This is a genomic window from Halobacillus alkaliphilus (assembly GCF_900113125.1).
In the GTDB taxonomy this organism is placed as follows: domain Bacteria; phylum Bacillota; class Bacilli; order Bacillales; family Halobacillaceae; genus Halobacillus; species Halobacillus alkaliphilus.
In genome coordinates this window covers 11,442-32,305 of sequence record NZ_FOOG01000043.1, presented here as the reverse complement: position 1 = coordinate 32,305, position 20,864 = coordinate 11,442, and the positions used below count along the sequence as shown (strand labels likewise).

General features: G+C 42.9%; 19 protein-coding genes, 1 pseudogene and 1 riboswitch. Of the genes and pseudogenes, 10 read left to right on the top strand and 10 right to left on the bottom strand.

Going from position 1 to position 20,864, the window contains the following annotated elements; genetic code table 11:
- Positions 1-545: 545 nt before the first annotated feature.
- The gene (locus BMZ06_RS17290; RefSeq protein ID WP_089753956.1) at positions 546-1,001 is read right to left on the bottom strand and encodes a DinB family protein; all 456 of its coding nucleotides are present in this window, start codon (positions 999-1,001) and stop codon (positions 546-548) included.
- A gap of 314 nt (positions 1,002-1,315) precedes the next feature.
- On the opposite strand from BMZ06_RS17290, the gene BMZ06_RS17285 reads away from it, so the two are divergent.
- The gene (locus tag BMZ06_RS17285) at positions 1,316-3,232 is read left to right on the top strand and encodes an LTA synthase family protein (protein WP_089753954.1); all 1,917 of its coding nucleotides are present in this window, start codon (positions 1,316-1,318) and stop codon (positions 3,230-3,232) included.
- A 903-nt stretch (positions 3,233-4,135) separates the two neighbouring features.
- On the opposite strand, the gene BMZ06_RS17275 is transcribed toward BMZ06_RS17285, so the two are convergent.
- The 7 genes from BMZ06_RS17275 to BMZ06_RS17245 all read right to left on the bottom strand — a co-directional run bounded on the left by BMZ06_RS17275 (position 4,136) and on the right by BMZ06_RS17245 (position 8,149).
- Positions 4,136-4,912 (bottom strand): sulfite exporter TauE/SafE family protein, encoded by a 777-nt coding sequence (locus BMZ06_RS17275; protein WP_089753950.1) that lies wholly within the window; start codon positions 4,910-4,912, stop codon positions 4,136-4,138.
- Positions 4,913-4,971: 59 nt separating this feature from the next.
- Entirely contained in the window at positions 4,972-5,199 is a 228-nt protein-coding gene (locus BMZ06_RS17270; RefSeq protein WP_089753948.1) for a sulfurtransferase TusA family protein, read from the bottom strand.
- Positions 5,200-5,257: 58 nt separating this feature from the next.
- Positions 5,258-6,388, bottom strand: coding sequence for an MBL fold metallo-hydrolase (locus BMZ06_RS17265; RefSeq protein WP_089753946.1), 1,131 nt, complete (start codon positions 6,386-6,388; stop codon positions 5,258-5,260).
- Positions 6,389-6,428: 40 nt separating this feature from the next.
- Positions 6,429-6,995 (bottom strand): sulfurtransferase TusA family protein, encoded by a 567-nt coding sequence (locus tag BMZ06_RS17260; protein WP_089753945.1) that lies wholly within the window; start codon positions 6,993-6,995, stop codon positions 6,429-6,431.
- A 42-nt stretch (positions 6,996-7,037) separates the two neighbouring features.
- A complete protein-coding gene (locus BMZ06_RS17255) occupies positions 7,038-7,334 on the bottom strand; it encodes a rhodanese-like domain-containing protein (RefSeq protein WP_089753942.1) in 297 nt (98 codons plus the stop codon).
- Positions 7,335-7,350: 16 nt separating this feature from the next.
- Positions 7,351-7,830: a DsrE/DsrF/DrsH-like family protein gene (locus tag BMZ06_RS17250; protein WP_014645167.1), complete on the bottom strand. Its 480-nt coding sequence runs from the start codon at positions 7,828-7,830 to the stop codon at positions 7,351-7,353.
- Between the two features lie 61 nt (positions 7,831-7,891).
- On the bottom strand, positions 7,892-8,149 hold the full coding sequence (locus tag BMZ06_RS17245) for a metal-sensitive transcriptional regulator (RefSeq protein WP_089753940.1): 258 nt from the start codon (positions 8,147-8,149) through the stop codon (positions 7,892-7,894).
- Between the two features lie 147 nt (positions 8,150-8,296).
- Here BMZ06_RS17245 and BMZ06_RS17240 point away from each other — a divergent pair, with 147 nt between their 5' ends.
- Positions 8,297-9,028 (top strand): DUF421 domain-containing protein, encoded by a 732-nt coding sequence (locus tag BMZ06_RS17240; protein ID WP_425431789.1) that lies wholly within the window; start codon positions 8,297-8,299, stop codon positions 9,026-9,028.
- Positions 9,029-9,737: 709 nt separating this feature from the next.
- On the opposite strand, the gene BMZ06_RS17235 is transcribed toward BMZ06_RS17240, so the two are convergent.
- Positions 9,738-10,121 (bottom strand): DUF302 domain-containing protein, encoded by a 384-nt coding sequence (locus tag BMZ06_RS17235; RefSeq protein WP_089753938.1) that lies wholly within the window; start codon positions 10,119-10,121, stop codon positions 9,738-9,740.
- 205 nt (positions 10,122-10,326) lie between these two features.
- A riboswitch (SAM riboswitch) is annotated at positions 10,327-10,441 on the top strand.
- 151 nt (positions 10,442-10,592) lie between these two features.
- Between BMZ06_RS17235 and BMZ06_RS17230 the strand changes: the two genes are divergently transcribed.
- The 8 genes and pseudogenes from BMZ06_RS17230 (at position 10,593) to BMZ06_RS17195 (ending at position 18,958) form a co-directional block, all read left to right on the top strand.
- Positions 10,593-11,621, top strand: coding sequence for a methionine ABC transporter ATP-binding protein (locus BMZ06_RS17230; protein WP_089753936.1), 1,029 nt, complete (start codon positions 10,593-10,595; stop codon positions 11,619-11,621).
- Positions 11,611-12,273 (top strand): methionine ABC transporter permease, encoded by a 663-nt coding sequence (locus tag BMZ06_RS17225; protein ID WP_089753934.1) that lies wholly within the window; start codon positions 11,611-11,613, stop codon positions 12,271-12,273. Before BMZ06_RS17230 ends, BMZ06_RS17225 begins: the two co-directional genes overlap by 11 nt.
- A gap of 11 nt (positions 12,274-12,284) precedes the next feature.
- A complete protein-coding gene (locus BMZ06_RS17220; RefSeq protein ID WP_089753932.1) occupies positions 12,285-13,136 on the top strand; it encodes a MetQ/NlpA family ABC transporter substrate-binding protein in 852 nt (283 codons plus the stop codon).
- Between the two features lie 100 nt (positions 13,137-13,236).
- Positions 13,237-13,977, top strand: coding sequence for a Cof-type HAD-IIB family hydrolase (locus BMZ06_RS17215; RefSeq protein WP_089753930.1), 741 nt, complete (start codon positions 13,237-13,239; stop codon positions 13,975-13,977).
- 275 nt (positions 13,978-14,252) lie between these two features.
- Positions 14,253-15,401 carry an acyl-CoA dehydrogenase family protein gene (locus BMZ06_RS17210; RefSeq protein ID WP_089753928.1) on the top strand — a complete coding sequence of 383 codons (1,149 nt, stop codon included), beginning with the start codon at positions 14,253-14,255 and terminating at the stop codon, positions 15,399-15,401.
- A 12-nt stretch (positions 15,402-15,413) separates the two neighbouring features.
- Positions 15,414-16,574: a thiolase family protein gene (locus BMZ06_RS17205; protein WP_089753927.1), complete on the top strand. Its 1,161-nt coding sequence runs from the start codon at positions 15,414-15,416 to the stop codon at positions 16,572-16,574.
- Positions 16,571-17,338: pseudogene (locus tag BMZ06_RS17200) on the top strand (3-hydroxyacyl-CoA dehydrogenase). The gene BMZ06_RS17205 and the pseudogene BMZ06_RS17200 overlap by 4 nt, the downstream one beginning before the upstream one ends.
- 63 nt (positions 17,339-17,401) lie before the next feature.
- Entirely contained in the window at positions 17,402-18,958 is a 1,557-nt protein-coding gene (locus BMZ06_RS17195; RefSeq protein ID WP_089753924.1) for a fatty acid--CoA ligase, read from the top strand.
- A gap of 75 nt (positions 18,959-19,033) precedes the next feature.
- Here the strand turns inward: BMZ06_RS17195 and ligD are convergent, their stop codons facing one another.
- Positions 19,034-20,803: a DNA ligase D gene (ligD, locus tag BMZ06_RS17190; RefSeq protein ID WP_089753922.1), complete on the bottom strand. Its 1,770-nt coding sequence runs from the start codon at positions 20,801-20,803 to the stop codon at positions 19,034-19,036.
- Positions 20,804-20,864 lie beyond the last annotated feature (61 nt).

The following is a 20,864-nucleotide window of genomic DNA, read 5'->3' as shown; positions in this document are numbered from 1 at the left end:
TGCGGAAACAACTCGCTTTCCTGCGGGGGAACTGGCAAGCCTCCTCGCTCGTTTCACTCCCTGTGGGGTCTCGCCTAGCTCCTTCTCCCGCGGGAGTCTCGTCGTTTCCTTCGCCACCCTATGATGGAGGGATAGTGAACGGACCCTTCTATAGGAGATAGAAGGGTGCTGGATCCGTCTCAAATGCTTCTATAGCGGGACTTTCCCACACGTAATTGCTTATTGTTATAAGTTTATCTCCAACATAAATCGGGGCGTTTTAAACATGATATTGAGCTCCATATATCGCAAGGTCCGAAGGGGGACGATGTAGACTCCTGCGGGATGAACATGATCGATGAGATCCCGCAGGGCTGTTAAGCCCGAGGAAGCTCACCTCATGCCCGCGGAAAGCGAAATCGTCCCCCGGAGGACCTTCCTCATAACCCAATATCTCGAAACTGAGTCTTCAACTAATGGGAGCTTTTCTGTAAGATCGACACTGTGATAGAGCCATAAATTAAAGAAAGGACAGGAAGAGTGATTTCCTGTCCTTTCTTACTGGTTTATTTTTTAACGAAACTCGGTAAATCCGTATTTCCCATCTCTCTTACATATACGAAGAGCTGGCCCTTATGATGGATCTCGTGATCTTTAGCCATCTCCAACAATTTACCTGCAGGAATTTCTGATCCGAACATTTTCTTAACATCGATAAGTTCATCCAGATCTTCCTCTTCTAACTGCTTAATCGATGAATAAGTTTCGTCCGTGTAAACTCTGGCGCGCTCCGCTAGGGGAGTATCGTCACCTTCCGGGAAAAGGTCTTCAGGAGACTGCTTAGCCGCAAGCCGGGCAAAGGTATAAGTAGTTTTCAGTGTATGGTTAACCAGCTTGTCTGTCTCCATAGATGTAGGAGTAGGTTTAAATGTGTAGTTTTTTTCATCGATCATTTCAATTAAATCGTTTAATGCTCCGCGGTGAGGAGCCAAGGAATTGATGAATTGTTCAACTTTACTCATGTACATAACCTCCTAAATTAATTCGCTTCAGTTCAAACATAATTTGTATATCTATGGAAGTCAAACAGGAAGGTTTGTACATAAATTCTGAGTAGATTTATTAAGCTTAAGTAAACGGGATGTTGGGAACGGAAACTTGGATCTATTTAAAAATTGGTAAAAACAAGCATAGGTCTACAGATGCATTTTTCTATTACAAAGCTTTATAGATAAGGTTACAATTATTTCAGCTAATTTAAACTATCAATTTATGGTACAAAAATCGGTTCAAATAAGGTAAAATAGGTTAATGTAAATTTAACGGAGGTTTTACAATGTTTACACTAAAAAAATATTTAAACAAAAACACATTGTTGAAATTAACTGTCTATGCCCTCGTCATAGGTTTATTCTGGCTGAAAATGTCATATATTCAAAGCAATATCTTCTCTTTAAATGTAGAAAACCCTAATGAAGCTAATATTCTTGCATTCAACCCTCTAAGCAGTATTTTTCTAATCTTTGGTATTGGAGTACTGCTGGCAGGACGCCGGGGGATGTTAGTTTCCTATATTCTTGGATCTTTACTGTTGTATGTAAACATTCTTTTTTATAGGGAATATAACGACTTTATCACCATTCCTATGTTAAATCAGGTAGCGAACCTGGCAGGAATGGGAGGCAGTATTCAAACGATCCTTGAAGCATCAGATGTCTTTTTGTTCGTTGATGTTTTAGTCGCTGCATTCTTCCTGTTTTATCTGAAGCCTGCACGATTAAGTCAATTCACACCGAAAAGGCGCGAAGGATTTTTGCTTGCGATTATTGCGATTCCATTGTTTGTGATCAACTTGCAGTGGGCTGAAGAAGAGCGAACTGATCTTTTAGAGCGTACATTTGACCGTACCATGCTGGTGAAATATATTGGTCTGTTAAACTACCATGTCTATGATGCCGTTCTGCAAGGTAAGACGGAAATGAAGAAAACGCTGGCTGACAGTAACGAACTTGTGCCAGTGATCAACTATCTGAATGAACAGAAGAAAGAAGAGAGCAACCGCCTGGAAGGGGTAGCTGAAGGTAAAAACGTTATTGCCATTTCGCTTGAAAGTACGCAAACTTTCGTCGTTGATAACAAGCTTCATGGAGAAGAGCTTACTCCATACTTTAATGACCTGAAAGAAGAAGGCTTATACTTCGATAACTTCTATCATCAGGTGAAGCAGGGACGGACGTCAGATTCTGAATTCCTATTAGCGAACTCCATGTATCCATTGAACCGTGGCGCTGTCTTTTTCACCCACTCAGGAAATGAATATGAAGCTATGCCTGAGCTGCTAAGTGAGAATGGCTACTTTACGAATGTCATGCATGCAAACGATAAGACTTTCTGGAATCGGAACGTCATGTACGACTCCCTTGGTTACGATGAGTTTTTCTCTAAAGAAGATTATGAAATAACACCGGAAAAATCTCATGGTTGGGGTTATCTGGACGAGTATTTCTTTGAAGATTCACTTCAGAAAATGAAAGAAATGGATCAACCATTTTATTCTAAAATGATTACTCTGACGAACCACTATCCTTTCTCCTTACCTGAAGAAGAAATCATGATTGAGGAAGGCGAAACATCCAGCGGTACGCTAAACCGTTATTTCCAGACCATCCGCTATCAGGATGAAGTTTTAAAACAGTTCGTAGAGGATTTCAAGAAATCGGAACTCTATGATGACACGATTCTCTTAATCTATGGTGATCACTTCGGAATCTCAGAAAATCATCAGAAGGCAATGGGAGAATACCTTGGTAAAGATATCAACGCTTATGAACAGTTCCAGTTACAGCGTGTTCCTATGCTGGTATATGGTAAAGACATTCCTTCTGAAACTAACCATACCGTTGGGGGTCAAATTGACCTTCGTCCGACGATTACCAACTTGCTTGGTATTGAGGATGAGAACCCTGTGCAATTCGGTCAGGACTTGCTGAATAAAGATCGTCGTGAAATGATGATTACCCGCGATGGTGATTTTGCGAATGAAGAATATGTGGGTATTCAGGGAGTTTGTTATGACAGAGAAACTGGAGAAGAGGTCGAAGGTAAAGCTTGTGAAGAAGGCTTTAAAGCTGCGCAAGAGGAACTTAGCGTTTCTGACTCTGTAATTTACGGTGACTTGCTGCGCTATCTTGATGAGACCGAAATGGTCAACACAGACCAAACTTTAAATGAAGACAATAAAAAAGAAGAATAATAGAAAACTGCCGATCTAATACCGGATCGGCAGTTTTTTTATGTTTATATATAAGCCAGTTTAATCTCAAAGTTGCTTCTTACACATAAGCCACCTATGCTTGAAGACTCAGTTTCGAGATAGTTAGGCCCGTTGCTCATATAGAGAAGGGCTGGCTACGGAAACAACTTGTCTTGTTCCATCACCCAGCCACTCGAGACATCAGCCGCTCATCAACGGATTGAAAAACCACAATCTTTTTGATGGTCGGCTTATGCTGGTCGTGTCTATCGGGGTGATTCCACATTTGAACACTTTCCAGCGGGGGAACTGGCAAGCCTCTTCGCTCGTTTCACTCCCTATGGGGTATCGCCTGGATCCTTCTTCCGCGGGAGTCTCATCATTTCCCCCAACCCTACTAAAATTTTGCGAATGGACCTTGCCATTAAAAAAAGTGGGAGCCTTAAATCGTCTTAAATGTTTCTAAAGCGCCGTTTATCCCCTGCACAGACTCGGTACTGTTGATCACATAGGTTATTCTTCCTCATATGAAGGCATTTCATAAAGGATTTCGAGCTCTCAATGATCGCAAAGGGGCGGAAGGGAACGGCGAAGACTCCTGCGGGATGAACGTGACAGGTGAGGCCCCGGAATGCGCCAGTCTGAGAAGACTCAGCGCAAGGGATGTTCGACTAAGCCGCCACGTCCTGTGGCAACGTCGAACGACCCTGCGTCGTGCAGGGGCCGCGGAAAGCGAGTTGTTCCCTGGAGCCCCTCTCTTCACACAATATCTCGAACTTAGTCTTACACAATCCAGTCCTATAGCTTCATAAACCTTTTCTGAAAAAATCAACAACAGCGTTTAACAGAACTTAGATTTAAGAAAAAAACAGCTGACTTTAAAGGGTCAGCTGTTTAGGTGTCTTAAAAGAAATCCATCCAAACTTTTATCGTAGTGCCTAAAATTAGCACTGCAAGAATGGTTTGTAATACTCTTGTATTGATTTTTTTGCCTGCCATGGCTCCGAGGGGAGCTGCTAGTAAACTGGCTACGACCATAACGGCCGCTGGAAAGTACTCAACTTGGCCGGTCGTAACTTTACCTATTGTTGCCCCAATGGATGAGATTAAAGTGATCGCGAGGGAAGAAGCAATCGTCATCCTGGTTGGTATTTTTAATACCACAAGCATAATAGGGACGAGCAGGAAAGCGCCGGCAGCTCCTACGATACCTGCGCCTACCCCAACGATTAAAGCTAGAGATGAAGCGAGCGTCCGGTTAAAGTCTACTTCTTCAAGGGCTTGGTCGTCCAAGCCTTTTTTAGGGATAAACATCATTATCGTAGCTATTAACGCGAGCACACCGTAAACAAGATTTATTCCGCTTTCCGGCATGAATCTGGAGCCATATCCGCCTATAAAGCTTCCAATTAGGATACTCACTCCCATATAGAGAATGAGGGACTTGTTCAAGTATCCACCTTTTCGGTAGGCCCATACGCCTCCAATCGTAGCAAAGAAAACCTGAACCGCACTGATTCCGGATACTTCATGGGAAGTGAAAGCTGTAAATCCTACGAGCGGAGGGATATAAAGCAGCATCGGGTATTTAATAATCGACCCGCCTATGCCGAGCATTCCTGATACATAAGAGCCTGCGAATCCGATAAGAAAGATAGTAATAATTAATCCAAATTCCATTTTTGGTCGACCTCCTTAAAAAAGGGAACCACATACGGTTCCCTTTTTTGAAAAATTCCTTACCCTTTTTGTATCCAGAACTTAAATACACCGTCTTCTTCGTCATGTTCAAGAAGTTCGTGGCCGCTGGATTTAGCCCAGGCTGTTAAGTCACTTTTCGCACCTTGATCGGTTGCGTGGATTTCAAGCGTTTCGCCGCTCTCAACTTCTTTCATGGCTTTCTTTGTTTTCACAATTGGCATTGGGCATGCTAAACCTTTGGCATCTAATATTTTTGTTACGTTCATAGGGAATGACCTCCAATAAATAGTATAGTTTCAAAATCTTTGTTTATCTTAGAATTAATTAGCGGACGGCACAGCGATTTGGACCAATTTCCATTTCGCGCTGCTCTTCTTCTTCCGGATCAATTTTACCCATGTTGGTTTCACGGATTTCCTGATAAGCATTTGGCTGTGGCGGAAGATTTTCTGTTACCATTTTTCTAAACTCATCTTTGTCTTCGATATTCAGGCCATGGTTTTTCTCAAAGAGTACACCCAGCTTCTCGGCTACTGTTCCATCTTCGTTTAATTCATCCATAATCATGAAGTGCGCAGGAAGCACGATTAGTTCATCTGAAAGATCTTTATAGCGTTTATACAACGTTTCTCTAAGATCCATGACCCAATCATCTGCTTTTCCTGCCAGGTCAGGGCGGCCGATACTATCGATGAACAGAATATCTCCAGTCATCAAGTACTGATCATCCACGACAAATGATGTGGAACCGATGGTGTGTCCTGGTGAATACAGAGCGTGAATGTCGATAGTTGTGTTTCCAATGGTCACCTTTTCTCCATCTTGTAATGGCTGATAATCAAAGGTTACTTCTTCTGCATCCTTTGGAGGAAGCCAGTAAGCAGCCCCGGTTTGCTGAGCAATTGTTCTGCCTCCAGATATATGGTCAGCGTGTAAATGGGTATCAAATACGTGTTTAATTTTCACACCCATTTGTTCCGCAAAATTCACATATACATCGGTTTTACGGGTGGAGTCAATAATAGCTGCTTCTCCGTTGGATACAACCATGTAAGATAAGCAGCCTTTACCGATACGTACAAATTGGTAAAGCTCGCCACCGTCCGTAAGATCACTGACCTTAACAGGCATTAAGTGTTCACTCCACGCTTTCATACCGCCTTCCAAGGAATACACGTTTGTAAATCCAGCGTCATCCAGCATTTCTGTGACCATCTGAGAAGATCCGCCTTTGGCACAGGCCACTACAATATCCTTATCTTTAGGAAGCTGATCTTCAATTTCTTCTACGCCATCCAGCAGATCAAAGTAAGGGATATTCAAATAAGTGAAATTCTCGCTTTCGATCTTCCAGTCCTGGAATGCATCTTCTGTACGGACATCAAGTAAAAATAGTTCTTCTTTTTGAAGTGCTTTTACAGCTAAATCCTTAACTGAAATTTCTTTTATTGCCATTTCTAATTACCCCCTAAGGTATATTTTTGTTTAAAAAATTTTATGAACGAAGTGATTTCGTTTCACCGGACCACTCGCTCATTCCTGGTACAACATTGTAAACCCGGTCAAAACCTTTTTCAGTAAGCTTTTGACAAGCCATATCGCTTCGACTTCCTGTGCGGCATACCACATAAACATCTTTCGTCTGGTCAATTTCATTGATTCGCTCATCTAATTCACCAAGTGGAATAGATACAGCCTCCGGAATATGCTCGAATGCAAACTCCGCTGACTCACGAACATCGAGAAGAAGTACGTTATCATTTTGCAGGTTTTGAGAAAGCTCCTCATTATTTACCGTGTCCGGGTGCAATTTCTCTTCTGATTCATCACTGGCTTTACGAATGTAGTGTTTTAAGGTGCCTTCTTCTTCAATGGTTCCTAAATATTGATGACCGGCACTCTTGGTCCAGGCCTGAAGATCCGCTTTAGACCCTTTGTCGGTTGCCTGAACTTCGACTACATCGCCAGAATTTAAGTCTTTAATCATTTTTTTCGTTTTTACAATAGGCATCGGGCACGCAAGTCCTTTAGCATCTAATAAATGATCTGCTTTAATATCCATCCATTTATCCTCCTATAACCCCAAAGGGTATAATTTATTCAATTATTCAGTAGGTCCGTTCCAATCCAGCATGCCGCCGTCCATGTTTGTTACATCAAAGCCATTTTGTTCAAGGAACTGTGCAGCACGACCGCTGCGGCCTCCGGAACGGCAAATCATTACATAGCCCTTGGATTGATCCAATTCGTCTATACGGGCTTCTAATGATCCGAGAGGGATATGTGCAGCTCCAGGTATTTTTCCGGCAGCTACTTCCTCATCCTCACGAACGTCAATGAGGTTCAATGATTCATTTTTGTTCAATTTTTCTTCCAGTTTTTGTGCGCTTATTGTTTTCATTTACATTAACCTCCTATTAAATAAACAGATTTACGTTGCCGTCTTCAGCATCACCAATATAAGCAGCAACACCAGCATATTCAATTTCATCGAGCAGTTCTTCTTTTTGAAGCCCTAAGAGATCCATGGTCATGGTACAAGCGACAAGGTTAATATCCTGTTCCTGCGCCATTTCAATCAGGTCAGGCAGTGGCATAGCATTGTGTTTTTTCATGACATCTTTAATCATTTTCGGACCGAAGCCCGCATAGTTCATTTTAGATATGCCCATTTTATCGGCACCTCTAGGCATCATTTTTCCAAACATTTTTTCCATGAAGTTTTTCTTAACAGATACTTGTTCATCTTTTCGCAGAGCGTTTAACCCCCAGAATGTGTGGAAAATGGTCACGTTATGATCGTAAGCCGCTGCCCCGTTAGCAATAATATAAGCGGCCATCGCTTTATCATAATCTCCGCTGAACAAGATGATATTAGTTGATTTTGTTTCAGACATCTTTATCCTCCTAGAATTTAATTATACATATACATGTATGGGTATTTAAATTATTAAAAAATTATCGGCTTTTAACTAGAAGCTGCACAGCTTCGTTGATGGAATCTTCTGTGTTTTGGTTATCACTTGATTCCTGAATGCACTCCACAAGGTTGGAGCTGACGACTAAACCGATGGTACGATCAAGTGCACTTCTGGAAGCAGACAGCTGAGTGATTACGTCTTTGCAATCTTTATTTTCTTCCATCATTCTTAAAACGCCTCTCAATTGTCCTTCCAGACGCTTAACTCTGTTCTTCATGGCTTCGTTGTACTCCATGTTGATACCCCTCCCTTAATGAAGATTTTGTTTGCTGTGTTTTGAACAGTACATGACTAATAATATACCCCGTAAGGTATAATGTCAACAGGTGGATTAAAGAATATGGATAAAACATTATGTGGTAAGCAAACCTACGTATAGGTGGTGATTCAATTGGATTTATTGTGGGATTTACTTAAGGTTTTAGGCAGAATTGTAACAATCCTACCGTTCTTACTGGCCATAGGGTTGTTTATGGGGAAAAGATCAATAGGTGAATTGCCCGTCTTTGATTTTCTGGTGGTTCTTGTACTCGGTTCAGTCGTTGGGGCTGATATTGCCGATCCGAATATTAATCATATCCATACTGTAGTAGCTATGATTGCGATTGCTTTACTACAGAAGTTTATTGTATGGAGTAAACTAAGAAACCGCAAACTGGGAAAGCTCTTAACATTTGAACCAACCGTGGTGGTTTTCAATGGAGAAATCGTCGAAAAGAACATTAAGAGCATTAACTATTCTATCGATAATATCCTTCAAATGCTTCGGGAAAAGGATGTGTACCACATTAACGTTGTCGAATTAGCCCTGATTGAAGCGAACGGATCAATGTCTGTGAAATTAAAGTCAGAAAAAGAAAGAATTACGAGGGAGGATTTTCACCTTCCATATAGGGGTGGGGGTTATGACATTCCACTAATTTTGGACGGTAAATTGCAAAAAGATATTTTGAAGCGTCTGGATAAAAATGAAGATTGGTTGGAGAACCAATTGAGAGCTTGCGGTATAACTTCTATTGAGAATATATTTTATGGTGCGATTACGAATCAGGGGGATTTTCATTGTTCAGTTAAAGGAAAGAAGGTTTCAAATCTTCCACCGATCCAAAACTAGGATGTTGCTTTAAAGATAAGCTCCCATTACTTGAAGACTCGAATTCAAGATAGTTAGGCCCTTTACTAAAATGGGGACAGGGGTTGGTGGGGAAATAATTCGCTTTCCTGTGGGGGAACTGGTGAGCCTCCTCAGTCGTTTCACTCCTTGCGGGGGTCTCCCCTAGATCCTTCTCCCACGGGAGTCTCATCATTTCCCCACCAACCCAACTCTAATTTTGTGAACGGGCTCTTCCAGAAGAGAAAAGTTCTCCTCCTTAATTTAAATGCTATTATGACAGGCTATTGCGGATCGATACATCCTGAAATAAGTACAGAACCATATGGTCTAATTCCTCATCACGCAGGTGATATTTGAAGTGGTTTCGAGCATCTGATTTGGCTAGGTCCGGAGGGGGATGATGAAGACTCCTGTGGGATAAACATGATCGGTAAGATCCCGGAAGGCGAAGCCTGAGGAAGCTTACCACATAAGAGGTTCGACTAAGAACGCCACGTCATGTGGCAACGTCGAACGACCCTGCGTCGTGCAGGGCCGGAAAGCGAAATCGTCCCCCGGAGGACCTTCCTCATACCCAATATCTCGAAATCGAGTCTTCCACAATCCGGCCCTATACTTTAAGAAGTCTATGATGAAAATTAACAACCAGATTTAACAGATCTCAATAAAAAAGGAAGGATAATTCGATGATTATCCCTCCTCTTATCTGTTATACGCTTTGATCCATGCAATGGATTAATCGCTGTTCAATATCTTCCGCGAGTCTCTGGATTTGTTCATCTTCTACCAATTGAATGAGGGCAGTTGGTTTAGGCATACCAATTTTTGTAGAGCCCCCGTCAGAATAAACAACCATTTTACATGGAAGGAAATAACCAGCTAGTGTATTTTCATTAAGAATACGCTGAGCTTCCTTAGGGTTACATACTTCCAATACTTTAAATTCTTTCTCGAATTCTAATCCTTTTTCATTGAGCTTATCTTTAATATCAAAATTCCATAAAACTCCGAACTGGGCTTCTTTAAGGCTGGCTTCTAAACTTTCTACTGCTTCTTCAATTCCTTTTTCTGTTTCTACTGTGTAATGAAACATGTTTGAACCTCCTTTATAAGCTCTCTATTTAAGCATACCCGTTCAGGTATGAAGATAATCGTAAAAAATGGGTTTTACTGTAATAGGAACGTGAGCAGGTTTTTGGTCAGGGAAGAGAAATAACGAAAAGTTTACAGATAAAATTGACAAAGCTGAGGAGCTATAATAAGATAATCACCATGCAATTTAAAAACAAATAAAAATCTTCTTATCTAGAGAGGTGGAGGGACTGGCCCTACGAAACCTCGGCAGCGGGACTGATGCGTCATCAGAAACTGTGCCAACTCCAGCAGGTGCTTTATGCACGTGAAAGATGAGAAGAGACGGTTCTCATAAATTACGTACGAAAAGAGCCCCTCTTCTTAATCTTTTAAGAAGAGGGGCTCTTTTATGTAAAAAGAAAGTTAACAACTAGAAATACATAAGAAAGCTGATCATTGGAAGAATCGAAAAACAAAAGGGGGGACGTTCATGATTGAATTTGAAGGAGTATCAAAAATCTATGAACACAATGGAAATGAATTACGAGCTGTCGATCAAGTGGATTTATCCGTGAATAAAGGAGAAATCTTCGGAGTTATTGGTTATAGCGGTGCTGGAAAAAGTACGCTTGTTCGTTTAGTTAATTTACTGGAATACCCTTCGGAAGGCAGGCTTCTCGTGGATGGGGAAGATTTGACTCAGCTGTCTAAACCCGAATTACGAAAAGTCCGGAAGCGAATCGGCATGATCTTTCAGCACTTTAATCTGCTGGAGTCTAAAACGGTACGGCACAATGTCGCTTTTCCATTAGCGATTTCAGGAGTACCTAAAAAAGATATTGATGCACGTGTAGAAGAAATCCTTGAATTTGTAGGTTTGTCAGACAAAGCAAGACAGTATCCAGACCAGTTATCCGGTGGACAGAAGCAGAGGGTTGGAATTGCACGGGCTTTAGCCACCTCACCGGACATATTGCTATGTGATGAAGCGACATCTGCTCTTGATCCTGAGACTACCAAGTCCATTCTTAAACTTCTTCGCAGAGTGCGGGATGAATATAACATCACGATTCTTATGATCACCCATGAAATGAATGTGGTCCGTGAAGTTTGCGACCGGATCGCAGTCATGGAACATGGTCGGGTTATTGAGCAAGGATCCATATTTGACCTGTTTTCCCAGCCGGAACATCCCACTACAAAGAACTTTGTAAGAACGGTTATGGAAAATGAAATTCCAGCATCCATCCTGGAAGGGATAGAAAATCGGGGAGCAAGCCGACATATTTACCGGGTTACTTTTGTAAATGAAAGTGCGGGTCAGCCTGTACTTTCCGGCGTATCGAAATCATTTGAAGTGGAAGTGAATGTACTTTTCGGGCAGATTACAGAGCTTCAGGGCATTCCGTTTGGACATTTAGTGGTGGAACTGCAGGGAGAAGATAAAGAAATTGTCAGAGCGATCGACTCAATCCAGCGTTCCGTGACAGTTCAGGAGGTGAAAGCACATGCAGGTTAATCTAATGGATTTTTGGCCAAGAATTCTGGAGGCTACCAATCAGACTCTCTTAATGGTCGGTATTTCTCTGCTTGCAGCCACATTAATTGGTCTTCCCCTCGGGATTGCGCTAGTGGTTACTAAAGATGGAGGACTGCTTGAAAACAAACCTATATTCAATGCGCTCAGTTCAGTAGTTAACTTCTTCAGGTCGATCCCATTTATTATCTTACTGGTAGCCATTCTGCCAATAACAAGATTTATTGTGGGCTCATCCATTGGGACAGCGGCAGCGGTAGTCCCGCTCGTCATATTCTCCGCGCCCTACATCGCACGGCTTGTAGAAAGCAGTCTGCTCGAGGTGAAGTCAGGTGTTATTGAAGCAGCGGAAGCTATGGGAGCGACACCTTGGCAGATTATCGCGCGCGTATATATACCGGAAGCGTTAAGTTCAATTGTGCTGAATCTGACCATCGCAACGATTGGTCTTGTAGGGGCTTCCGCCATGGCCGGTTTTGTAGGCGGCGGTGGTCTTGGTGACTTAGCAATTTCGTATGGCTATCAGCGATTTGAGACGGATATCATGATTGCGACCGTGCTTCTTCTCGTCGTCATTGTGCAGATCACTCAAACAATAGGAAACGTAGTATCTAAAAAAATTCGTAGACAATAGGAGGTCTCAACGTGAAGAAATTATTCATTTTATTAAGTTTAGTAGCTGTCATTGGAACCGTATTAGCAGGGTGTTCTAGTGAAAGCAGCGGAGCAGAATCCAGTGAAGGATCAGAGGAGAAAAAGGTCGTTAAAGTCGGCCTGAATGGTTCTGGCGTACCGATCTGGGAGAAAATAAAAGAAAAAGCAGCCAAGGAGAATATTGAGATCGAATTAGTAGAGTTTTCAGATTATGTACGTCCTAATATGGCACTTGCGGATGGAGACATTGATTTAAACGCGTTTCAAACGGTCTCTTATTTTGACTCCTTTATAAAAGAACATGATCTGGACCTGGCCCCAATTGGTACAACGTTAATCGCTCCAATGGGAATCTACTCTGAAGAATATGAGGATGTAAAAAATATTCCTGAAGGAAGCACCATTGCTATACCAAAAGAGGCTACCAATATGGGACGGGCTTTATTACTCCTTGAGAAAGCAGGACTGATTGGATTGCCTGAGGATTTTGATGGAGATGGGAACCTGGACAAGATTCAGGAAAATCCTAAGAATTTAAAATTTGAACCAATCGTAGCGGCCCAGACCCCTCGCGTACTTCCAGACGTTGCGGCATCAATCATTAACAATGGAGTAGCCGTTGAAGCCGGGTTTGTTCCTGTAGACGATGCCATCTTTATTGAAGATGATACGGCACAGCCATATATAAATATCATTGCAGCCCGTGCAGATGAAACGGATAAAGAAGTGTATCAAACCATTGTCGATCTATATCAGGAAGAAGACGTAGCGCAGCACATTCGTGAAGTTTATAACGATTCCCTGATCCCTACCTTCGTATCCCTTGAAAAAATAGGGTGGTAACCAATTGAAACAACCCGACCGATACGTCTGGGTTGTTTCGTTGTATGAAAGTCTGTCCTTGTATTAGAATAGAGAAAGTAGAAGAGAGGACGTGAATACAATGACAGATATTAAATTAATTGCACTAGACGTAGATGGGACCCTTGTGAACCCGCAGGGAACGGTATCAGATGCTAATATTGAGGCCGTCCAAAAAGCAAAAGATCAGGGAATTCATGTCCTATTAAGTACAGGAAGATCACTGTCTCGATGCCGCGATATAGCGGAGCAGCTAGGCCGTTCTTCGTATATTGTAACGATCAACGGCGGTGAGATTTATAATCAGGACTTTGAACTAGTGGACCAGACTTTACTCGAGCCTCACCACGTCAGTCGTTTGTGGGAGCTGAAAGAAAAACATGGATTATATTTCTGGTCATCCACGGAACAAGGGATTTTCAACACACACGAGCCTTTTGATAAAGAAATTGAAGAGTATAGCTGGCTCAAGTTCGGCTTCGATATCGAAGATGATGAGATTAGAGAAGCTATTCTTCAGGAATTGAATGGCAACCAGGACCTTGAGATAACCAACTCCAGTCCAACGAATATTGAAGTGAACCCAACAGGTGTTACGAAAGCTGCGGCCTTACTGAAAGTTAGCGAATGGCTTGATCTTAGAATGGAAAACGTTATGGCAGTCGGGGACAGCATGAATGACATAGCGATGATCCGTGAATCAGGTTTCGGCGTCGCAATGGGTAACGCGCAGGATGAAGTGAAACAAGAAGCGGCGTTCATCACAGGAACGAATGCTGAAGATGGAGTAGCTCAGGCAATCGAAAAAATATTGAACTCATAGAGATAGTAACTTCAGCTTGCAGGAAAACCGGTTGGTTTTCCTGCAAGCTTTTTTGTGCGCTGCGGAGGCATATTGCTTCCCTGAACGGGCTGATATCAGAGCACTTTTATTCATGTCTGTTTATCATAACCATGGTGTAAAAACATGTCACATTATTCAATTAAACGTCTTTTTGTAACCGTTTTCTCAATCATGGAGGAATTGAACGTAAACAGCGAGAATGAATCTATTAGAAAAAGATTTCTCTTCAGGAAGAAATAAATTAGGAGGCTATGATGAAAGCAGGTTACATAAAAGAAGAGCACGATATTTTGCGAAGGTCATTGCGCCAATTTCTGGATAAAGAAGCTTATCCATACTTTAAGGAATGGGAAAAGCAAAAGGGCATTCCAAGGTCTTTTTGGAAAAAACTTGGGGAACAAGGATATCTATGTCCATGGCTTGAGGAAGAGTATGGTGGATACAATGCTGACTTTGGTTACTCCGTTATTATCAATGAAGAGCTTGAAAAAGTGGGGACAGGCTTAATTGGCATTGGTCTACACAACGACATCGTAGTTCCTTATTTATCCTCCTATGGAACTGAAGAACAAAAGAAAAGATGGATCCCAAAATGTACCACAGGGGAATATGTAACAGCCATTGCTATGACAGAACCGGGTGCAGGTTCCGACCTGGCAGCGGTAAAGACCTCAGCTCAAAAGGCAGGGGACCACTATATATTAAATGGGGAAAAGACGTTTATTACCAATGGTATCTATGCCGATTTAATCCTGGTGGTGTGCAAGACGGATCCGAAAGCTTCTCCAGCACATAAAGGAATCAGTCTGATTGTGGTAGAGAAAGATACACCGGGCTTTACAAGGGGGAAACAACTTGAAAAAGTGGGGTTGCACAGCCAGGATACGTCCGAACTTATTTTCGAAGACGCTAAAGTACCGGATAACAATCTGTTAGGGAAAGAAGGAGAGGGATTCTATTATTTGATGAATCAGCTTCAGCAGGAACGACTGATCGTAGGAATTGGAGCCATTGCTTCATGTGAGCGAATGCTTGAACTTACGCTCCAATATGTAAAAGAACGTAAGGCATTCGGTCAGTCAATCGCTTCCTTTCAAAATACTCAGTTCAAGCTGGCAGAACTGCAGACGGAAATCGAAATCGGCCGAACCTTTCTCGATCGAACAATAGAAGCTCATATAAAGGGAGAAGATGTGGTGAAACAGGTTTCCATGGCTAAGTGGTGGACGACCGACCTTGTGAAAAAAGTAGCAGTTGAATGTATGCATCTGCACGGAGGCTATGGATATATGGAAGAGTATGAAATAGCTAGAAGGTTCCGTGATGCACCTGTCACCGCAATTTATGCAGGCACGAATGAAGTCATGAAGTCGATTATTGCTAAAAAAATGGGGCTCGTTTAGGAGGCAGGGAACATGAAAGAAGTAGTTATCGTTGAAGCGGTTCGTACCCCGGTTGGAAAGAGAAATGGTTTATTAAGCGGGCAAAGACCCGATGAACTCTTTGCGTTAGTGCTTCAGGAACTAATCGAACGAAGTAAAGTGGATCCGAATGAAGTAGAAGACGTAATTGCAGGCTGTGTATCACAGGTAGGTGAGCAGGCGGGGGACATAGCCAGGATTGCAGCGTTGATGGCAGGTTTTCCATTGGAGGTTCCCGGTGTAACCGTAGATCGTCAATGCGGGTCAAGTCAGCAGGCTATCCATTTTGCATCCCAGGCCATTGCCTGTGGGGATATGGATGTAGTTATTGCCGGAGGAGTAGAAAGCATGTCACGTGTACCTATGTTTTCCAATATGAAGGGGAGCAAGTATAGTGAACAGCTTACCGAGAAGTATGACATGATCAATCAGGGTCTATCCGCTGAACGCATTGCAGAAAAATGGGAAATATCAAAGGAGGAACTGGATGCTTATGCTGCTTCCAGCCATGAAAGAGCCCTACATGCGATTAAAGAAGGGCGTTTCGAAAGAGAAACGATGACCGTGGAGGGAGCGAATGAGCAGGGAGAATCCGTAAAGGTGAAGGTGGATCAGGGACCGAGGCCAGGCACGTCCACAACTTCTCTTTCTCAGCTGAAGCCTGCTTTTAAAGAGGATGGAAACATTACAGCTGGAAATTCAAGTCAGATCAGTGATGGAGCAGCTGCCCTTTTATTAATGTCACGTGAGAAAGCGGAAGAGTTAGGTGTACAGCCTAGATTTAGAATTGTTGCCCGCTCCGTAGTAGGCTCCGACCCGACCCTAATGTTGACGGGACCAGTTCCTGCTACGCACAAAGTGTTGCAAAAATCCGGACTTAGCCTCGATGACATCGATCTGTTTGAAGTCAATGAAGCGTTTGCGTCCGTTCCTTTATTCTGGATGAAGGAAACAAAAGTGGAACATGCCCGGTTAAATGTAAATGGAGGAGCTATTGCTCTTGGTCATCCTTTAGGCGCTACAGGAGCTAAACTAATGACTAGTTTACTTCATGAATTAGAGCGTATCGGGGGGCGATATGGATTGCTTGCGATATGTGAAGGACTGGGAATGGCGAATGGTACCATTATTGAACGACTGGAAAAGCAGAAGTGAACGGTAAAGAGATCGTAGCGATTGTCACGGGCGGAGCCTCCGGTTTAGGGGAAGCAGTGGTCCGAAGTATAGTAGAGAACGGAGGACGGGCCGTTATTGCAGACCAGGATACTGAAAGAGGAAGTCAGCTTGCTCAATCGTTAGGAGAAGCTGCACTTTTTAAAAAAGCAGATGTAACTTCTTCCGAGCAGGCTGAAGAGCTCATCGATCAGGCTTGTCGCACTTTTGATAAAGTGAACACACTAGTCAATTGTGCTGGAATTGCTGTTGGAGAAAAGGTGATTGGGAAGCGGGGAGTTCATCAGTTGGATTCCTTTTCGAAGGTAATTGAAGTAAATCTAATAGGCACATTTAATATGATTCGACTGGCCGCAGACTAGATGCAGCATAACCCGCCGAATGAAAAAGGCGAGCGCGGTGTCATTGTGAACACCGCATCTATTGCAGCTTATGACGGGCAGATCGGACAGTCCGCCTACAGCGCCTCAAAAAGCGGGGTTATAGGGATGACACTGCCCATTTCGAGGGAACTCGCTCAACACGGAATACGGGTAATGACGATTGCTCCAGGATTGTTTGATACTCCTATGTTCAGTCAGCTTCCAGAGTCGGCACGAAATTCGTTAGGGAAGATGACACCTTTTCCTAAAAGACTCGGTATGCCTGAAGAATACAGCCAGTTAGTGCTTTCGATATTTGATAATGTGATGCTGAACGGGGAGGTGATCCGTCTCGACGGAGCGGTGAGGATGCCAACAAAGTAGGTTGCGCAAGAGGCTGGCCAGGAAACGTGTATTATTAAAATCATATAAAAGGAGTCGATCAAAGTGGGAGCAACATTACGTAGCATGTTTGAACAGACGGCAGCGAAATATCCGAACAAAGAGGGATTAGTGGATTTGCGTTTAGGTACAAGATGGACGTTTCAGGAGTGGGATGTTGAAGTAAACCGACTGGCTAATGCACTTAAGACCTCTGGTGTCGGAAAAGGGGATAAAGTTTCAACCATCCTGTTCAACACTGCCGAATTTGCTACTGCCCTTTTCGCCTGTACAAAGCTCGGTGCCGTCTTCAACCCGATCAACTTCAGACTTACATCTAAAGAAATCGAATTTATTTTAAAAGATGCTGATCCGAAAGTGGTTCTTTTTGAAAAGGCTGTTGCTGATCGAATGGAGCCGTTGGTCTCTGTACTTAGCGATGTAGAGTTATGGTCAATTGATGAACACGACCTTGCTTATGCTGTCCATTACTATGATCAACTGAGAGATGCACCCATTGTCAGACCTTCCTGCGATTTAGATGAAACAGATCCTTATGCGATCATGTACACCTCTGGTACGACCGGCCTTCCAAAAGGGGTCGTTCACTCACACCGAGATATGGTTGATCAATCTTTAATTATGACTGCTTGCCTGCAGTTGAACCCAGAGGATCGGGGATTAACCACAGCTCCCATCTTTCACTGTGCTGAACTGCATTGCGCTTTCTTCCCAAGAGTCATGATTGGAAGTACCAATGTGCTGCTTCACCACTTTGATGCTCCTTCCGTTATTGAAACTATTAAACAGGAGCAGATTACAACCCTGTTTGCTGCACCGACTATGTGGAATATGATGCTCCAGGAGGATTTCTCTCAAGAGGATTTCCAGACCCTCAGAAAAGGACTGTATGGTGGTGCGCCAATGGCACCCGCCTTAACGTTACGTCTGCACGAAGCGATTGGAGTACAGCTTCTGCAGGCTTACGGTATGACGGAGATGGGGCCGGCGATCACTGCGTTAATGGAAGACGAGCAGGTTTCAAAAGCTGGATCAGCGGGCCGAGCGCTCTTAAATCATGAAATTAGGGTGGTACGAACCAATGAGCATGGGCCATCTGAACCGGCGGCTATTTGCAAACCTGGTGAACGAGGGGAAATTATTGTACGGGGACCTAGTATGATGGAGGAGTATTACAACCGACCGGAAGCAACAGAGGAAGCGCTGTATAAAGGGTGGTATCATACAGGAGATATTGGCTCGTTAGATGATGAGGGATATTTATGGGTCAGTGATAGGGTTAAGGATATGATTATATCAGGCGGGGAAAATATATATTCCAGAGAGGTAGAGGATACTCTGTTTGAGCACCCTCTCGTACTCGATGCAGCCGTTATTGGAGAGCCGGATGAAATATGGGGAGAACGAGTGGTAGCTTTTATTGTTAAACAAGATGACAGTCTAAATGAACAAACCCTGGATGAGTTCTGTACGTCCAGTAACCGGCTGGCCCGGTATAAGCGACCCAGACGTTATGAGTTTGTAGATGAGCTTCCGAGAAACGCCAGCGGTAAACTTCAAAAGTTCAAACTAAGAGAAACTTTTAATTTAGTGTCTGAATAGCAGCCTATTAAAATCCCTGGGATTATTTCCGGGGATTTTTCATTTCCCGGGCAATAATCGACAGAAATATAGAGATTATTTATCTCTTATGACACTTCTCAGTTGATCAATTGGCTGCTCGTATCTTGCTTTTTCATAATTAGAAAAAGGACAGCCCATTCGCTCAAGGCGCTCCACTACATTGGTAATTGTAAACGACCTGGGATCAAGGTTCTTATTTACTTCCTCCCAATACAGAGGGGCGGCAACTGTTGCTTCTTTGGTCGCTCGAGCAGAGTAAGGAGCTATTATTGTTTTCCCTTCTGCATGCTGTACATAGTCTATATAAAGACGATTTCCCCTTTTCTTTTTGAGACGTTCAATTGTAAAAAGATCTGGTTCTTGTTTCACAAGCAGCCGTGCAAAGGTTTCGGTCAGCTTCCTGGTTTCTTCATAACTCAGAGAACCTTCTGGGATAGGAATATGGACTTGGATTCCTTTATTTCCGGAAGTCTTTATGAAACTTATAATGTTTAGCTTGTCCATAAGAGGTTTTAACAAGCTGGCTGCTGAAACGGCCAAGTGAAAATGGTTTTGGTCTGGAGGATCCAGGTCAATGACAATTTCATCAGGGAAGGTAGCTCCTGCTTTTTGAAAAGGAATGTGCAGCTCAAGAGCCCCCTGGTTGGCGATCCACATTAAGGAGGACAAGTTTTGACAGAGAATATACTGTTCTCCTGCTTCTTCAAAGACATCCAGATAATCCGGCGCATGATCAGGATAGTGCTTTTGATAGAAAGATTCCTGATTAATTCCGTCCGGGTAGCGAATTAATGTTATTTTCTTATCTAGAAGAAACCGCAGAAAATAGGGTGCAACCATTCTCATATAGACTAAATAGTCCATTTTGGACAGGCCGCTCCATAATTCTTTTGTAAGATTGGTGGCTTCTACTTCTTCAGGAAAGAGAGATAAATCCCATTTCAGCTTTTGTAAAGTACAATCGTATGGAGACAGATCAAACCGGAACCGGTGAAATGCAGGCTCTCTCATCTCTCCTTTTTCCGCATTTAAACAATGAATATCAACACATACACTTGGCTCGAGCTCCCACACCTGCTTTTTTTTAGTTCCTTTCTCTTTGAAAAAATTTCGTAAAGTATCATCTTCTTCAGCTGTCATGCCATGTTTAAAGCGCCCCAGAGGATAAAGACCGTTATTTTCTTCTTCCAAATGAAGCTGGTAGTATCCGTTCGATTGGTCATAACTTGTAAGAAAACCGGAAGCAGCTCTCCATTGCTTGGCTTTAAGCCAATGTTTAGATCTTACACCTGCTTCATAGCGGCTTGTTTTCCTTTTCGCAATGATTCCTTCTCCGCGATGAAGATGAACAAGACCTTCAACCTCCTTTAGGTCAGGAAACGACTCGACTGCCTGTATGCACGGATGACGGAGGTTCTTAAGAATTTTTTCAAGAATCTTCTTCCTTTCTGTGTAGGAAGCCTTCTTATCATCCAGGTAGTCAAACGCCATAAAGACGGCAGGTCTCTGCCTGGCCGACAGTTGTATTTTATCTGCATTTCGTAACCTTCCTCTTTGCTGAAGGGCAGAAAAGCAAGCTTGATAAGGGGTGTTTAAGATTACGAGTTCTCCATCCAGCGTAAAAGGTGAGAGACCAGACTCGATTTTTAACTGGCTTATTTCTGGAAACTGAGAAGTAAAGTCCTTGCCATTTCGACTTGTTAGCGTAATGTTACCTTCGCCCGCATGTAAGAGTACGCGAAATCCATCATATTTCACTTCATACATCCACTCATTACTTGCAGGGAGAGAGTCCGTTAGCGTCAACAGCATGGGTTTGACCATATTTATACCTCCTCATTGTTTCCATTAGTTTGAGTTATCCCTTCGCTTTTAAACATATTTT

Excerpts from the sequence above, each read along its gene's own strand:
- BMZ06_RS17265 (WP_089753946.1), bottom strand. The coding sequence starts at position 6,388 with ATGGCAATAAAAGAAATTTCAGTTAAGGATTTAGCTGTAAAAGCACTT.
- BMZ06_RS17225 (WP_089753934.1), top strand. The coding sequence starts at position 11,611 with ATGCAGGTTAATCTAATGGATTTTTGGCCAAGAATTCTGGAGGCTACC.
- BMZ06_RS17260 (WP_089753945.1), bottom strand. The coding sequence starts at position 6,995 with ATGGATATTAAAGCAGATCATTTATTAGATGCTAAAGGACTTGCGTGC.
- BMZ06_RS17275 (WP_089753950.1), bottom strand. The coding sequence starts at position 4,912 with ATGGAATTTGGATTAATTATTACTATCTTTCTTATCGGATTCGCAGGC.
- BMZ06_RS17230 (WP_089753936.1), top strand. The coding sequence starts at position 10,593 with ATGATTGAATTTGAAGGAGTATCAAAAATCTATGAACACAATGGAAAT.
- BMZ06_RS17210 (WP_089753928.1), top strand. The coding sequence starts at position 14,253 with ATGAAAGCAGGTTACATAAAAGAAGAGCACGATATTTTGCGAAGGTCA.
- BMZ06_RS17285 (WP_089753954.1), top strand. The coding sequence starts at position 1,316 with ATGTTTACACTAAAAAAATATTTAAACAAAAACACATTGTTGAAATTA.
- BMZ06_RS17245 (WP_089753940.1), bottom strand. The coding sequence starts at position 8,149 with ATGGAGTACAACGAAGCCATGAAGAACAGAGTTAAGCGTCTGGAAGGA.
- BMZ06_RS17235 (WP_089753938.1), bottom strand. The coding sequence starts at position 10,121 with ATGTTTCATTACACAGTAGAAACAGAAAAAGGAATTGAAGAAGCAGTA.
- BMZ06_RS17290 (WP_089753956.1), bottom strand. The coding sequence starts at position 1,001 with ATGAGTAAAGTTGAACAATTCATCAATTCCTTGGCTCCTCACCGCGGA.
- BMZ06_RS17250 (WP_014645167.1), bottom strand. The coding sequence starts at position 7,830 with ATGTCTGAAACAAAATCAACTAATATCATCTTGTTCAGCGGAGATTAT.
- ligD (WP_089753922.1), bottom strand. The coding sequence starts at position 20,803 with ATGGTCAAACCCATGCTGTTGACGCTAACGGACTCTCTCCCTGCAAGT.
- BMZ06_RS17270 (WP_089753948.1), bottom strand. The coding sequence starts at position 5,199 with ATGAACGTAACAAAAATATTAGATGCCAAAGGTTTAGCATGCCCAATG.
- BMZ06_RS17205 (WP_089753927.1), top strand. The coding sequence starts at position 15,414 with ATGAAAGAAGTAGTTATCGTTGAAGCGGTTCGTACCCCGGTTGGAAAG.
- BMZ06_RS17255 (WP_089753942.1), bottom strand. The coding sequence starts at position 7,334 with ATGAAAACAATAAGCGCACAAAAACTGGAAGAAAAATTGAACAAAAAT.
- BMZ06_RS17215 (WP_089753930.1), top strand. The coding sequence starts at position 13,237 with ATGACAGATATTAAATTAATTGCACTAGACGTAGATGGGACCCTTGTG.